This is a genomic window from Arthrobacter sulfonylureivorans (assembly GCF_022637435.1).
Lineage (GTDB): Bacteria > Actinomycetota > Actinomycetes > Actinomycetales > Micrococcaceae > Crystallibacter > Crystallibacter sulfonylureivorans.
Genome location: NZ_CP093326.1, coordinates 2,000,489 through 2,015,335, shown reverse-complemented (window position 1 = coordinate 2,015,335; position 14,847 = coordinate 2,000,489). Strand labels below are relative to the sequence as shown.

Genomic DNA, 14,847 nt, shown 5'->3' with positions numbered 1-14,847 from the left:
CTGGTTCTCATGCCTGCTCCTGGGTAGCGTCATGGCAACCCTAAGCCAATGTGGAGCGCACGAACTTAGCGAGAAACCAGCTCGCCGGGGACAGCATTTCTTACGGAATCCTCTCCACATTCGGGCGCAGGGCCGCGATTTGGGCTTACGATCGACATAACTCCGGTTTTGGGCTGAAATTCGGCGGCAGCGGTGATCAGCGGTGACGCCAGTGCAAGGAGTGAGGCCATGATGGGTTTCTACGGCTCGCCAGGCATGGGCTGGATGTGGATTTTCTGGATCCTGCTCATCGTCGGTTTGGTCCTGCTCATAATCCTGTTGGTCCGCCTTGTCGGTGGTGGAGTGTCGGGCCGCGGGACGCGCGCTACCGGAGGCAGTCGGGCCCGCGAAATCCTAGCGGAGCGCTACGCGCGGGGGGATCTGACTGCAGAGGAGTACCGCGAGGGCCTTCGGACGCTCGATGAGGCCGGGGAATGAAACCGGTAAGCCGTCGGCAGGCCCTGGCCCTCGGCATCGCCGGCACCGGGGCCATCGCCGTCGGAGGCGGAGGGCTGCTCTGGGCCCGCTCTTCACCGTTCCGCCCCGCAACCGGTGGCCGCCTCGAAGAGCCTGTGATTCTCGGCAGCCGGGAGCGGTTGCTGGAACTGCTTCTCGAGGCCGCACCGGCGCAGGTCACCGTGGCTGGTAGGGAGGCGTCTGTGGCCGCCTACAACAAGACCCTCCCCGGTCCGACGCTCCGCCTACGCCCTGGGGATCGGCTCCGGATCGCCCTCGTCAATTCCCTCGACACAGCCACTAATCTGCACGTGCACGGATTGCACGTCTCTCCCGCCGGGAACGGAGATAACTCCTTTGTCAGCGTGGAGCCGGGAGGATCCTTTGACTATGAGTACGGTCTTCCCACCAACCACCCCTCGGGCACCTTTTGGTACCATCCCCACCACCACGGGAACGTGGCGGATCAGGTTGCGGCTGGCCTGTATGGGGCAATCATCGTGGACGACCCGGAAGACCTTCCGGTCACCCAGGATCGGGTCCTCCTCGTCTCTGACATCAGCCTGACCGGCACCGGCGCTCTTCGAGCCCCATCAGTCGCCGAACGGATGATGGGCCGAGAAGGGGAGACTGTGCTCGTGAACGGACAGGTCGCGCCGGTGCTGTCCGCAGCCTTCGGGGACCGGGAGCGTTGGCGCGTCATCAATGCCTGCCCGGCGCGTTACCTGCGCCTTCACTTGGAGGGGGGACAGCTTCAGATATTGGCCCTTGATGGCCGCCGCCTGTCCGCCCCTGCGCAAGTGGCTGAAGTCCTGTTGGCTCCCGGAAACCGGGCGGATCTGCTGGTGGAGGCGGTCAAAGGAACCATGATCCTGCGGGCTGCCTCATACGACCGCGGAACTATGTCCGGCATGATGGGCCGCGGCAGGGCCGAAGTCAGCGGTCCGGTAACCCTGCTGTCTCTGGACACCAGTGGAGTGCCGGGCGGTGTCCTGCCTCCGGTCCCAAGCACCGGACGAATAAGGGATCTCCGGAAGGAACCGGTGGCCGCCCACCGACGGTTCGATTTTTCCATGGGAATGGGGCCTGGAATGGGCCCGGGCGGCATGAGGTTCACCATCAACGACAAGGCGTTCGATGCCGGGCGCATCGACGAGACAGTCAGCGTGGGCAGCGTGGAGGAATGGACCCTGTCCAACGGCAGCCCCATGGACCATCCCATGCACCTGCACGTATGGCCCATGCAAGTCATCCAGGAAGGCGGCCGAAACCTCCCGGACCCCAAATGGCAGGATGTCGTGAACATCCCCGCCCTCGACGAAGTGAAAGTCCTCGTATCATTCGACGACTTCCCCGGGCGCGCGGTCTTCCACTGTCACATTCTGGACCACGAGGATCAGGGCATGATGGGAGTGGTTGAAGCCCGCTAAGGATTGCTCGTGGAGCATGACAATCCGAACGACGCGCTTTTGGATTCAAAAGCACCGCCATTTTTTGATGTCGAGCGAGAAACCCGGAAGACACTGGAGGAATGATGGCTGAAGCAACTCCGCGGCAACTCGCAGCCGAACTGCTCAACGCTTTCCAGCCCCCACGGATCCGCTCGGTGCCACGGAACAGGTGCTGCCTTGGCTGGTGTGGATGGGGCAGAGCGCCCGCAGCGAGGCCACCGGGAAAATCCTGCTCCGGGCCCGTGACGCCGCTGCCGCGGGGAACTCTGACCAGCTGGCGCAAGCCATCCTTGTTTGGCACGATCATTTTACGCCCGGTCGGCTCAGGAGGATCGGGACCGCAAACGATGGTCCGAAAACGAGACTGCCGCCAGCCCTGCACCAAAGTCACCGCCGGCGCATGTGCCCGAGGCCGAGGAAACGATCCGTCTGCTCTTTCAAGCCGCCCGCGACAACGGATGGTCCGAGCGCGACGCCCTAATGTGGCTGACTGGCTAGTCGACCTACTTCCCCGAACCTGAACAGCGCGGCGTTGACTACCTCGACGATCCCGGATATGTCGCCGAACGCGCACGGAACGCATTCGGCATCATCTGGTGATGGAAGGCAGCCCTACTTCGTCCAGTGAACGGGACCAACAGCCATGCAGTGACCGGCCGGCCAGCGCCCCCTAAATCCTGCAAAAGGACCGGACTACGAAGGTAACGGGGATGCGCGGCCCCGTCCTCGATGACAGGGAGGACGGCAAGCTCCCGGTTATTTCCTATTCGGAGGCGCCGCGGCCGAGGGAGGACAGCAGCTCGTCGCAGGCTTTTTCACAACGGCGGCAGGCGTCTGCGCACACCTTGCAGTGTTCGTGCATTTCGGCGTGCTGTTCACATTCGTCGGCGCAAGCCTTGCAGACGGCCCGGCAGGCATCCAGGACGGCTTTGGTGATGTTCGCGTCGTAGCCGGTGTGGCGGGAGAGGATGTTGCCGGTCGTGGCGCAGATGTCGGCGCAGTCCAGGTTGGTGCGGATGCACTTGGTCAGGTCCGAGACCATGTCCTCAGAGAGACAGGCGTCGGCGCAGGCGGTGCGGTCTGGGTGCATTCGAAACAGGCGGCAATGCAGTCGGCGAGTTTCTGACGGTCCACTCCGCCCAGGTCTTTCGGGTAGGTGTCGAGCATTGAGCTGATGTGCGTCATGATCCGGCTCCTGTTCGTCGGGTGGCAGCCGACTGGTGCCGGCCGCCACTTAAGCACAGTAGCCTTACTATTCGAGTGCTGGCTACCTATACTGGAGGTTCGGCTTGACTTATACCCCTAGGGGGTATAGATACTGTGTTACCGGAAACCAGCGTCACGGGCCCGCTTAGGGCTTCAACGCATTGAAGGTCCTCACCGCTGCGGCGGCGGAACGTCATCCCCTTTGCGGCCCGGCGTTCCCGATTCCCGCGGCCATCACGAATGAAGTGTGAGGAGAACACCATGAGCGCGCGCCCCTTGACCGCGGACTTCCCCTGACGACCACCTCCGCTTCCGGCTGCGCCTGCTGCGCTCCGGAGAGCGGGTCCGGGAACGAAGCCGGGCACCGGCAACCCGAGCAGTCGTCGGGACTGGCGGCCACGGCTGAGTACCGGGTGGCGGGAATGACCTGCGGGCACTGCGCCTCCAGCGTCGCCCAGGCACTTAGTGCACTCGATGGGGTCAGGGATGTGCAGATCGCTCTGGTCCCTGACGGCATTTCTACGGTCACCCTTGCTGCCTCGCTCCCCCTCGACGAGGGTACGGTGCGGTCGGCTGTTGCTGAGGCTGGCTACGAACTCATCACTTCCTGAAGATTTCGGATTTCCGAGCGCGGCTGCCCGGCGGTGAGGCGCCGGCCGGGCATGAAAGAGGAGTAATGAACGCCGAGCATTCGCATCACGACGACGGTTCCGCCGGTCACACCCGGAAACATGTTCTTGACCGGGGCCATGATGGCCAAGGCCCGGACAGGACCGATCATGACACGCACGAGCAGGCCATGCCTGCAGGGCATGACGTGCATTCGGCGGTGGACGAGGAACATGCCGTCCACACACACGGCGAGCATGCAGGGCACAGCACCGCCATGTTCAAGAACAAGTTCTGGCTATCCCTGGCCCTGTCCGTCCCGGTGGTGTTTTTCAGCCCGATGTTCGGGATGCTCCTGGGCTACGAAATACCGCAGTTCCCCGGGGCAGCGTGGATCCCGCCCGTGCTCGGAACGGTCATCTTCTTCTACGGGGGCATGCCGTTCCTGAAGGGCGGGCTGAAGGAACTGAAGTCCCGGCAACCGGGCATGATGCTCCTGATCGCCATGGCGATCACCGTCGCCTTCGTCGCCTCCTGGATCACAACCCTGGGCATCGGCGGGTTCGACCTGGACTTCTGGTGGGAACTGGCCCTGCTGATCGTGATCATGCTGCTGGGCCACTGGATGGAGATGCGCGCCCTCGGCTCCGCGCAGGGCGCCCTCGATGCCCTGGCCGCGCTGCTGCCGGATGAAGCCGACAAGGTCAACGGCGACGGGACGGTCACCACCGTCCCAACAGGTTCGCTGGGCACCGGGGATGTCGTCCTGGTCCGCTCAGGTGCCCGGGTTCCGGCAGACGGGCGGATCATTCACGGCGAAGCCGAGTTCGACGAATCCATGATCACCGGTGAGTCCAAGGCCGTCGGCCGAGGCACCGGGGATACCGTGGTCGCAGGTACGGTCGCCACGGACAACGCGGTGCGGGTGCAAATCAGCGCCGTCGGTTCCGACACGGCGCTGGCCGGTATCCAGCGCCTGGTCGCCGAGGCCCAAGCCTCATCGTCCAGGGCGCAGGCGTTGGCCGATCGGGCTGCGGCCCTGCTGTTCTACTTCGCTCTGGTTGCCGGCATCATCACCTTCGCCGCTTGGCTGATCCTGGGCAGCCCGGATGAGGCGGTGGTCCGAACGGTCACCGTGCTGGTCATTGCCTGCCCGCATGCCCTGGGGTTGGCTATTCCGCTGGTCATTGCTATCTCCACCGAACGCGCCGCACGATCTGGCGTACTGATCAAGAACCGAATGGCGCTGGAGCGGATGCGCACCATCGACGTGGTCCTGTTCGACAAGACCGGCACCTTGACCGAAGGTGAGCACGCCGTCACCGCAGTCACCTCTGCTCAGGGCGTCACCGAGGCTGAGCTGCTCGCCTTGGCCGCGGCCGCCGAATCGGATAGCGAACACCCTGTGGCCCGGGCAATCGTTAAGGCCGCAGCGGAGAACCCCGGAGCGGTCCGGCTGGGTCTGTCCGGCAGCAACTTCACGTCAAGTACCGGGCGGGGTGTCCGCGCCACGGTGAACGGGGCCGAGGTCTCCGTTGGCGGGCCGAACATGCTTCGTGAGCTGAACCTCATCGAGCCCGGAGACATCGCAAGGGAAACCGAGGCCTGGATGGGCCGAGGCGCCGGCGTGCTGCATGTGGTCCGCGACGGAAGGATCATCGGCGCGCTGGCCCTGGAAGACAAGGTGCGGCCGGAGTCCCGGGCAGCCGTGAAGGCGCTGCAGGAGCGCGGTGTCAAGGTCGCCATGATCACCGGCGACGCCCGCCAAGTCGCCGACGCCGTGGGCAGGGACCTGGGTATTGACGAGGTCTTCGCCGAGGTGCTGCCGCAGGATAAGGACAAGAAGGTCATCGAGCTGCAGCAGCGCGGGCTGAAGGTGGCCATGGTTGGCGACGGCGTCAACGACTCACCTGCGCTTGCCCGCTCCGAGGTCGGCATCGCCATCGGCGCCGGCACCGACGTGGCCATGGAATCGGCCGGCGTCGTGCTGGCCGGCAACGACCCGCGCTCGGTGCTGTCGATGATCGACCTGTCACGCGCCAGCTACCGGAAGATGATCCAGAACCTGATCTGGGCCACCGGCTACAACATCATCGCCGTGCCGCTGGCCGCCGGCGTGCTCGCCTTCACCGGCGTCGCGATCTCTCCTGCCGTGGCGGCGATCCTGATGTCCGTCTCCACCATCGTTGTCGCGCTCAACGCCCAACTGCTGCGGCGCATCAACCTAGACACGGAGGCCCTGCGGTAACTCCACGCTCGGGGGGCCCGCGGAACGCCGGAGCCGGCTACCGCTGAATACAGGGTTGAAGCACGAGACGGGAACCAAGGCAATTTGTGCATCAACGCAATTAGTGCGTCCCGATCCTAGCCAACTGTTCTCTGAGGAAGCGGTTGTTTCTACTTCGGACGGGGTCATCGTCCGATATGAGATCTCTGCCTCGTGCCCTACTCTCTCAGCACTACTGAACTGATAGCCTCTTGGGCCTCATGAGTAATTTGATACTCAGAACGTACAAGTATTCTGTTCTTCCGAGCATCTTTGGTGCATTGCTGCTTCGAGCATACACAGGCCTTTGGGAGCTTCGGTTTCGGGTATCAGATTGGCGGCGCACGCCGGACTACCTGGAGTTCCTAGACGCGAGTTGGCGCCAAGCAGCGAAACGGTTTAGCTTCCAGTTCTTGGGTCTGCACTCCCACTACCCTTGAACTAGGTGAGAGAAATGCGTTAATTTGCTTCATCAGTAGCTCTGCGCGATCCAGTGTTGACGCCGGAATCTTCAGAGTTCACTGCTTCTGCAGAAGATATTTCGCCGGAGTGTAGTGGTTCAGGCGACCCTTGTTAATTTTGCGTTCCTTTAGTACCGCGCTGATCCGGTGGGTTATGCGGTCGCCAGCGGGCAGGTCCGCAATTTTGATATTTTGCCCATCCATGTGCATGGCGTAAGCACCGTTGACCAGTTTCAGGTAGAAGCTAGGCTCGAGCAGGTCTTCCATGTCCGCCTCCTCGCGGCCACAACCTCGCTGACAAGCACTATTCCCGCTTCCGCGAGCTTCCCCGCTGCCCGCAACTTCGTCTGCCTATCTGAGCATTGCTCAGATAGGCAGACGATTTTGCCCAAATAGGGCGAAATTGCTCAGATAGATCGGGATCTCACTTCTTCACAACGACGATGACGACGACGATCTAGAAGTCCCAGTCCTCGTCTTCGGTGTTGACAGCCTTGCCGATCACGTAGGATGAGCCGGAGCCGGAGAAGAAGTCGTGGTTCTCGTCGGCGTTGGGGCTCAGGGCGGAGAGGATGGCCGGGTTCACGTCCGTGACGGTGGACGGGAACATGGCCTCGTAGCCGAGGTTCATCAGCGCCTTGTTGGCGTTGTAATTCAGGAACTTCTTGACATCCTCGGCCAGGCCAACGGAATCGTAGAGGTCGTGGGTGTACTGCACCTCGTTCTCGTAGAGCTCATAGAGCAGCTCGAAGGTGTAGTCCTTCAGCTCTGCGCGGCGCTCCTCGCTGACCTTTTCCAGGCTGCGCTGGAACTTGTAGCCGATGTAGTAGCCGTGCACGGCCTCGTCCCGGATGATCAGCCGGATCAGGTCGGCGGTGTTCGTCAGCTTGGCGCGCGAGGACCAGTACATCGGCAGGTAGAAGCCGGAGTAGAACAGGAAGGATTCCAGCAGCGTGGACGCGACCTTGCGCTTGAGCGGATCGTCGCCCTGGTAGTAGTCCATGATGATCTGCGCTTTCTTCTGCAGATTCTCATTCTCGGTGGACCAGCGGAAGGCTTCGTCAATCTCCTTGGTGGAGCACAGCGTGGAGAAGATCGACGAGTAGCTCTTGGCGTGCACGGATTCCATGAACGCGATGTTCGTGTAGACGGCTTCCTCGTGCGGGGTCAGCGCATCCGGGATCAGGCTGACCGCGCCCACGGTGCCCTGGATGGTGTCCAGCAGGGTCAGGCCGGTGAAGACGCGCATGGTCAGCGTCTGCTCGTCCGGGGTCAGCGTGTTCCAGGACTGGACGTCATTGGACAGCGGGACCTTCTCGGGCAGCCAGAAGTTGTTGCAGAGCCGGTTCCAGACCTCAACGTCCTTCTCGTCCTCGATCCGGTTCCAGTTGATCGCTTCCACGTGGTGCAGAAGCTTGACCTTCTCGGCTGACATCGCGTCCCCTTCTTCCCAAAGTCTGTGTTGTTCCATGATGCCCGAATGCCGGCCGTGGTGCGGCCGGCGGTCGCCCGCGGGTGGGCCGGATTGCCGGCGCCCCGTCGGTGCCCGTACGACGGCGGGCGGGCACCCGCCGTCGTACTTTTCAGTTGTCCGGGGCTGCTACAGCATGCAGCTGACGCAACCCTCTACTTCGGTTCCTTCCAGCGCGAGCTGGCGGAGCCGGATGTAGTAGATGGTCTTGATGCCCTTGCGCCAAGCGTAGATCTGCGCCTTGTTGATGTCGCGGGTGGAAGCGGTGTCCTTGAAGAACAGCGTCAGCGACAGGCCCTGGTCCACGTGCTGGGTAGCCGCGGCGTAGGTGTCGATGATCTTCTCGTAGCCGATTTCGTACGCGTCCTGGTAGTACTCCAGGTTGTCGTTGGTCAGGTACGGCGCCGGGTAGTACACGCGTCCCAGCTTGCCTTCCTTGCGGATCTCGATCTTGGACGCCACCGGGTGGATCGAGGAGGTGGAGTTGTTGATGTAGGAGATCGAACCGGTCGGCGGAACGGCCTGCAGGTTCTGGTTGTAGATGCCGTGCTCCATCACCGAAGCCTTCAGCTCCCGCCAGTCTGCCTGGCTGGGGATTTCCACCTCCGCAAACAGTTCCTTGACCCGCTCGGTCTGCGGCAGCCACTCCTGCTCGGTGTACTTGTCGAAGAACTCGCCGGAGGCGTACTTGGACTTCTCGAAGCCGCCGAACGTCTGGCGGTGTTCAATCGCCAGCTTGTTCGAGGCACGCAGGGCGTGGAACAGCACGGTGTAGAAGTAGATGTTGGTGAAGTCCAGGCCCTCTTCGGAACCGTAGTGCACCCGCTCGCGGGCCAGGTAGCCGTGCAGGTTCATCTGGCCCAGGCCGATGGCGTGCGACTGCAGGTTGCCTTCGGCGATGGAGGGCACCGAGTTGATGTAGGACATGTCCGACACGGCGGTGAGCGCACGGATGGCGGTCTCGATGGAGGTGCCGAAGTCGGGCGAGTCCATGGTCTTGGCGATGTTCATCGAGCCGAGGTTGCAGGAGATGTCCTTGCCGATCTCGGCGTAGGTCAGGTCCTCGTTGTACAGCGACGGCGACGAAACCTGCAGGATCTCCGAGCACAGGTTGGACATGATGACCTTGCCGTCGATCGGGTTGGCCCGGTTCACCGTGTCCTCGAACATGATGTACGGGTAACCCGATTCGAACTGGATCTCGGCCAGCGTCTGGAAGAACTCGCGGGAGCTGATCTTGGTCTTCTTGATCCGGCTGTCGTCGACCATCTCGTAGTACTTCTCCGTGACGGAGATGTCCGAGAACGGCACACCATAGACGCGCTCGACGTCGTACGGGGAGAACAGGTACATGTCCTCGTTCTTCTTGGCCAGCTCGAAGGTGATGTCCGGGACGACCACGCCGAGCGAGAGCGTCTTGATGCGGATCTTCTCGTCCGCGTTCTCGCGCTTGGTGTCCAGGAAGCGGTAGATGTCCGGGTGGTGGGCATGCACGTACACCGCGCCGGCACCCTGGCGGGCGCCGAGTTGGTTGGCGTAGGAGAAGCTGTCTTCGAGCAGCTTCATGACCGGGATGACGCCGGAGGACTGGTTTTCGATCTGCTTGATCGGTGCGCCGTGCTCGCGGATGTTGGTCAGCGACAGCGCCACGCCGCCGCCGCGCTTGGACAGCTGCAGGGCGGAGTTGATGCCGCGGGCGATCGACTCCATGTTGTCTTCGATGCGCAGCAGGAAGCAGGAGACCAGCTCGCCGCGCTGGGCCTTGCCCGCGTTGAGGAAGGTCGGGGTGGCCGGCTGGAAGCGGCCGTCGATGATCTCGTCCACCAACTGGGTGGCCATGGCCTCGTCGCCGCGGGCCAGGTGCAGGGCCACCATGCAGACACGGTCTTCGTACCGCTCCAGGAAACGCTTGCCGTCAAACGTCTTCAGTGTGTAGGACGTGTAGAACTTGAACGCGCCCAGGAAGGTCTCGAAGCGGAACTTCTTCTTGTAGGCCCGGTCGTAGAGCGAGCGGATGAAGTTCATCGTGTACTGGTCAAGCGTTTCGCGCTCGTAGTACTCGTTCTTGATCAGGTAGTCGAGCTTCTCTTCCAGATCGTGGAAGAAGACCGTGTTGTTGTTAACGTGCTGCAGGAAGTACTGGTGGGCAGCCTCGCGGTCGGCTTCGAACTGGATCTTGCCGTCCGGGCCGTAAAGGTTAAGCATGGCGTTGAGCTCGTGGTAGCCCAGCCCCTTGAAGGCGGCCGGCAACTCTGCCTTGGCGTCGGCTACGGCCGCGTGTGCAACTGTTGTTTCCAAAAGAGTTCCAATCCTTGCTTGACCCGGTCTACGTCCTCGGACGTGCCCATGAGTTCGAATCGATAGAGAAGGGGCACCTGGCACTTTGCTGCGATTTTCTCCGCCGCCAGGCAGTAGGTTGTGCCGAAATTCGTGTTGCCGGCACCGATCACGCCGCGCAGCAGCCGCCGGTTCTCCTCGCGATTGAGGAATTTAATAACCTGCGGTGGAATCGAGTTCCTGCCGGATTCCCCGCCATAGGTGGGCAACACCAGCACGAACGGCCGGAGCGCTTGCAGGGTCTCCTGCTGGGTGCGCAGCGGGATCCGTGCCGCCGGCAGTCCCAGCTTCTGCATGAAGCGGTCCGTGTAGCCGGAGGCCGAGGAGAAGTAGATCAGGTCCGTATCGGCTGTGCCGCCGTCCGCCGGACCTGCCTGCTGCGGCCTGGCGTCCTCACTCATCAGCAGCTCGGTCATGACGTGTGCATCTGATTTCGCTTGGTGCAGGTCAGGCTACGGAAGCGGCGGCCTGGGCCAGCTCCTCGATCTTGTCGGGGCGGAAGCCGGACCAGTGGTCCTGCTCGGTGACAACCACAGGGGCCTGCATGTAACCAAGGGAACGGACACGCTCCAGCGCTTCAGGATCCTGGGACAGGTCAACGCTCTGGTAGGCGATGCCCTTCTTGTCCAGAGCCCGGTACGTGGCGTTGCATTGCACGCATGCTGGCTTGGTGTAAACCGTTACAGTCATGGTCCTTCTCCCCTAATTTTCGGTACGACGTTTCTGCTGTTTTCTTGGCTGCGCGGCCTCCCCAGGAAGGACCCGGACTCACTGCCCAACAGCTGCTCCAATACTACATCTAGTGGACCCGGCCGATCGGAACCCCAAGATGATGTATTACAAGTATGTCATTCCATTCCCAGCTTCGTCCACAGCCCATGGGGATATCTTTCGGTGGTTAAACAGTTGATATTCCGGCCTTCTCGATCCGCCGTCCACAGCCTGTGGATTCCCTGCCCACAGCTTGGGAAAGTATCGTGTCGCCGCTTCCTCGGCGTGTCGCTCGTAGTGCTGCCGCCACTAGATGTTGTGGTCCCTGGTCCGGAGGGTGTCCGCGCTCACCGCCCGATGAGTGATCAGAACGGTAGCGGGTACGTCGGACACTTCGGTGCCACGGCATGAGGGCCGACCCAACCCAGTGCCTGTCCCCCGGCGAGACCTTTTCGCACCTCTTAAAACAACACTCCAAGACGCCGGCACATTCCTCCGGCCGGCGAATCGGGGCCCGCGATGCCCTCCCCGTCGAGGCGGCCCCTCGGCCAGGACCGGTGAGCCCCGAGCCGCACCAGCAGCCCAAGGTAGGCTGGGCTCAATCACCCACATGCAACAGGAGAGCTGATGGTCAACACGGTGCACCTGCGCACGCTGCTCGAAGTGACCCGGCGCGGATCGTTCGCCGCAGCAGCCGCCAACCTGGGCTATACGGCCTCGGCGGTGTCGCAGCAGATGTCCGCCCTGGAGCGCGAGACGGGCGCCAAACTGTTTGAGCGATCGGCTCGCAGCGTTCAGCCGACCGAAACGGCACTGGTGATGTCCCGGCACGCGGCCAAGGTGCTGACGGACATCGATGCCCTGCTGGCTGCCACCGCCCGCAGCCAAGACACCAGCACGCAGGAAATCCGATTGGGCATCTTCCCCAGCCTGGCCACGTACGTACTCCCCCGCCTCTTGCAGGCACCTGAATGGCCGGGCCTGGGAATCAATCTCAAAGTATCGGTCGCCGAGCCCGGACAGACGATCCAGGGGCTTCGGGCCGGCGGCGGACTCGACGTCGCGCTGGTATTCCAGGTGGGCCAGGGCGGTTTGGCCTGGCCCAATACTGTGAGCCGGCAGTGGATCGGCGACGATAATTTCCGAGTGGTATTGCCCGAATCGTGGGGCATCCGTCCCGGTGCCTCCGTGACGGCGTCGCAGCTGGCCGAGATGCCGTGGATCATGCACCACCCGGGCACGGCGGACGCCACCGTGATAGAGCGGCTCTTTGCCAGCTGCAACCTTCATCCGCGCGTGGTGGCCTACTGCGACGACTTCAATGCCAGTCTGGCCATGGCCGGTGCCGGGCTGGGTGCCGCGCTGGTTCCGGAGCTGGCCATGCACAACGGACCGGACGGAATCGTGGTGTTGGACGTTCCGGAAATCCGGTTGGCCCGAAACATCTTCGCGCTGCTGACCAACGACAGGCAGAACGCGCAGCTGGGCCTGTTCATGGACCAGCTGTCCTTGATCCTGCGCGACATGAGCATCACCACCCGGCGCGCCTGATGGCAACACCCGCCGTCGCTCACGCGCTAGGTTCGTATCCGACGAGCCAGTACAGTCCGTGACGATCGATGACTTGGCCATCTGACGCACCCCATGGCTTTGGCGCGAGGGGATCGACCACCGAGCCGTCAACGGAAAGTTTGTCGAACCATTCATGCAGCACCGTCGGTTCGGCGGTTCCCAGCAACGACAGCATGATGCCTTCGAGCCGGACCGTTGATTGGCCTTCGGCTGCGTCCGATCCGGCCAGGGCAATGACGCCGTTGAGCATTCCATGAGCTATGGCGTCCGGCGGGCCGTCGCTCCTGCCGAAGTCCTCGTACGTGTGAAGCGAAAGCTCACCGCCGAAAACGTCTTTGTAGAAGTTCAGTGCTTCCCGTGCTGTCCCGGGGAAACAGATATAGAGCTGAGGCCCCGCCATGTGCCCGTCAGTCCTGCTGGTCAATGCGGTACTGTCATTTACCCGGTCAATGGTGGCCCGCCAGCCCTCCCGGGTGCCACCGAGAATGAGTGTTTGCACCTCTTCGACGTCGAGGCTCGCGGGAAACTGAACGGTGAGGACGAGCTCCGTATCCGTGCCGAGGTCGTTGAGCTGCACCGTGACGACAGGGGCATCTTGTTCGTTCCCGCCATCGAGTTCGGGCCACCCTCCGACGGCTCCCCAGCGGAATACGAGTCGTTCGTCGGGAACTATCTCCAGGTAGATCCCCCCGGTGGGGTAGCTTAGGTCTTCATTAACGATCATCTGCTGTTTCCACGTTCCCCCCACCCGGAGGTCGACCTCGATGGGGGTGGTGGGCTTGGGCATGTCGGGATTGTAGAACCAGCCGAGGTGCTCAGGGTCGGTCCAAGCGGTGAACACGGCACGACGCGATGCAGCCAAAACGCGAGTAAACGTGAAGCTTCGGTCCTGTGTTGAGAAGTCGGCCATCATCTATCCCTCGGTTCTGTGAGCTCATCTGGTCGGTCTGGCGTCATGGAGAGCTGGGCGTCAAGACGATCTAGCGGGTGCCCAGGAAATCGCCGTACGGGTGCATCCATTCCTCAACCCGCTGTAGCGACGCGGGTTGTAGGCGGCAGTTCCTGCTCTGAGCGGATCTGGCTTTAGTGGTATCCGGCCTGCGCAAACACTTCACATAGCGTGATACGGATCGCACGCTGATTGAGTGCGGGTGGCTCAATTTGCCTCATTGCGCTTTAGCGTAATTTCGCAACAGGGCGAATACAAGGTAGCCGGGCACCGCCGTCGTTGTTTGGGCAAGAGCCAAACGGCAGGCGCCGCCGGTTCCCGCGGTGAACGGGATCCGGCGGCGCCGTGCTTGTTACTGGTGGAGGGCTGGGCTGCCTTACTTGGCGGTCAGGCCGTCCACATACTCCTGGTTTTCGCCGATCCACTTTTCCACGACCGGGCCGTAGTCGTCGGTGTCTGCCTCGTTGAACATGGCGTTCTCCAGCGAGTACAGCGTCTCGGAGTCCATCTTGAAGTCCTTCAGCCAACCGGCCAGCGTCGGGAAGTCCTCTGCGAAGCTGGTGCTGGAGTAGGCGTAGATGCCCTCGGTGTCGCCGAGGGTTCCCTCGGGATCTTCAAGGTCCTTCAGCGGAAAGGCATCGTAGGCCCAGTGCGGGCGCCACAGGGTGACGGCGATGTTCTCGCCGGCGGCGGTGGCCGACTTCAGCTCGGAGAGCATGGCCGGGGTCGATGAGGTCAGGTACTCCATCTTGTCCAGGCCGTAGGTCGGGATGACGTTCTTGGTGGTGGCCTCGGTCAGGCCGGCGCCGGGCTCGATGCCCACCAGTCGATTGTCGAACTTGTCGGCGTTGGCGGCAAGGTCCTTGAGCGAGTCGACCGGGGCGTCCTCGTTCACCGCGATGGTCAGCTTGGCTTCGTCGTTCCACTGGCCCAGTTCGGTGATCTTGTCGCCGTACTCTTCCAAATAGCTTTCGTGCGTGACCGGCAGCCAGGTATCCAGCGTCAGGTCATAGTCTCCCGTGGACAGGCCGGAGAAGACCGGGGCCGGGTCGGCATATTCCAGCGTGACCTTGTAGCCCTTCTCCTCCAGGATGGCCTTCCACAGTTCCGACGCGGCGATGCCCTCATCCCAGCCGTTGAAGACAGCGATGGTGACGTCCTGCTGGTCGCCGTTATCCAGGCCGCTGGCTGCCTGCCCGCCGGCCTCGCCACCGCTGCCGCAGGCAGTCAGTCCGAGCGCTGCCACGGCGGCTACGGCCGCGAGCTTGCTGTAGTGCTTCATATTGTTCCCCTTCGTTATGCCCGCTGAGGGCACGTTG

At 62.6% G+C, this 14,847-nt stretch carries 12 protein-coding genes and 2 pseudogenes; 5 read left to right on the top strand and 9 right to left on the bottom strand.

Going from position 1 to position 14,847, the window contains the following annotated elements; all coding sequences use genetic code 11:
* Window positions 1–228: 228 nt before the first annotated feature.
* Both MNQ99_RS09430 and MNQ99_RS09425 read left to right on the top strand, forming a co-directional pair.
* A complete protein-coding gene (locus MNQ99_RS09430) occupies window positions 229–477 on the top strand; it encodes an SHOCT domain-containing protein (RefSeq protein ID WP_241912759.1) in 249 nt (82 codons plus the stop codon).
* Entirely contained in the window at window positions 474–1,925 is a 1,452-nt protein-coding gene (locus MNQ99_RS09425; protein WP_241912758.1) for a multicopper oxidase family protein, read from the top strand. The genes MNQ99_RS09430 and MNQ99_RS09425 overlap by 4 nt, the downstream gene beginning before the upstream one ends.
* 784 nt (window positions 1,926–2,709) lie before the next feature.
* Here MNQ99_RS09425 and MNQ99_RS09420 read toward each other — a convergent pair.
* Window positions 2,710–3,131 (bottom strand): annotated as a pseudogene (locus MNQ99_RS09420) (four-helix bundle copper-binding protein).
* Window positions 3,132–3,565: 434 nt separating this feature from the next.
* On the opposite strand from MNQ99_RS09420, the gene MNQ99_RS09415 reads away from it, so the two are divergent.
* The gene (locus MNQ99_RS09415) at window positions 3,566–3,763 is read left to right on the top strand and encodes a heavy-metal-associated domain-containing protein (protein ID WP_277883527.1); all 198 of its coding nucleotides are present in this window, start codon (window positions 3,566–3,568) and stop codon (window positions 3,761–3,763) included.
* Between the two features lie 65 nt (window positions 3,764–3,828).
* Window positions 3,829–6,009, top strand: a complete 2,181-nt coding sequence (locus MNQ99_RS09410) for a copper-translocating P-type ATPase (RefSeq protein WP_241912756.1) — start codon at window positions 3,829–3,831, stop codon at window positions 6,007–6,009.
* Between the two features lie 536 nt (window positions 6,010–6,545).
* On the opposite strand, the gene MNQ99_RS09405 is transcribed toward MNQ99_RS09410, so the two are convergent.
* The 5 genes from MNQ99_RS09405 to nrdH all read right to left on the bottom strand — a co-directional run bounded on the left by MNQ99_RS09405 (window position 6,546) and on the right by nrdH (window position 10,986).
* Window positions 6,546–6,755 (bottom strand): hypothetical protein, encoded by a 210-nt coding sequence (locus MNQ99_RS09405; protein WP_241912755.1) that lies wholly within the window; start codon window positions 6,753–6,755, stop codon window positions 6,546–6,548.
* Between the two features lie 190 nt (window positions 6,756–6,945).
* Window positions 6,946–7,923: a class 1b ribonucleoside-diphosphate reductase subunit beta gene (gene nrdF, locus MNQ99_RS09400; protein ID WP_127513744.1), complete on the bottom strand. Its 978-nt coding sequence runs from the start codon at window positions 7,921–7,923 to the stop codon at window positions 6,946–6,948.
* A 165-nt stretch (window positions 7,924–8,088) separates the two neighbouring features.
* Window positions 8,089–10,209: a class 1b ribonucleoside-diphosphate reductase subunit alpha gene (gene nrdE, locus MNQ99_RS09395; RefSeq protein ID WP_277883627.1), complete on the bottom strand. Its 2,121-nt coding sequence runs from the start codon at window positions 10,207–10,209 to the stop codon at window positions 8,089–8,091.
* Between the two features lie 17 nt (window positions 10,210–10,226).
* Entirely contained in the window at window positions 10,227–10,712 is a 486-nt protein-coding gene (gene nrdI, locus MNQ99_RS09390; protein WP_422387442.1) for a class Ib ribonucleoside-diphosphate reductase assembly flavoprotein NrdI, read from the bottom strand.
* 31 nt (window positions 10,713–10,743) lie between these two features.
* Window positions 10,744–10,986 carry a glutaredoxin-like protein NrdH gene (gene nrdH / locus MNQ99_RS09385; protein WP_127513743.1) on the bottom strand — a complete coding sequence of 81 codons (243 nt, stop codon included), beginning with the start codon at window positions 10,984–10,986 and terminating at the stop codon, window positions 10,744–10,746.
* Window positions 10,987–11,634: 648 nt separating this feature from the next.
* On the opposite strand from nrdH, the gene MNQ99_RS09380 reads away from it, so the two are divergent.
* Window positions 11,635–12,558: a LysR family transcriptional regulator gene (locus tag MNQ99_RS09380; RefSeq protein ID WP_127513740.1), complete on the top strand. Its 924-nt coding sequence runs from the start codon at window positions 11,635–11,637 to the stop codon at window positions 12,556–12,558.
* A 19-nt stretch (window positions 12,559–12,577) separates the two neighbouring features.
* On the opposite strand, the gene MNQ99_RS09375 is transcribed toward MNQ99_RS09380, so the two are convergent.
* The 3 genes and pseudogenes from MNQ99_RS09375 to MNQ99_RS09365 form a co-directional block, all read right to left on the bottom strand.
* Complete coding sequence (locus MNQ99_RS09375) at window positions 12,578–12,979, bottom strand: VOC family protein (RefSeq protein ID WP_241915321.1); 402 nt, start codon at window positions 12,977–12,979, stop codon at window positions 12,578–12,580.
* 54 nt (window positions 12,980–13,033) lie between these two features.
* A pseudogene (locus MNQ99_RS09370) lies at window positions 13,034–13,489 on the bottom strand (SRPBCC family protein); the annotation flags it as partial.
* 415 nt (window positions 13,490–13,904) lie between these two features.
* Entirely contained in the window at window positions 13,905–14,810 is a 906-nt protein-coding gene (locus MNQ99_RS09365; protein ID WP_241912754.1) for a glycine betaine ABC transporter substrate-binding protein, read from the bottom strand.
* Window positions 14,811–14,847: the final 37 nt, after the last annotated feature.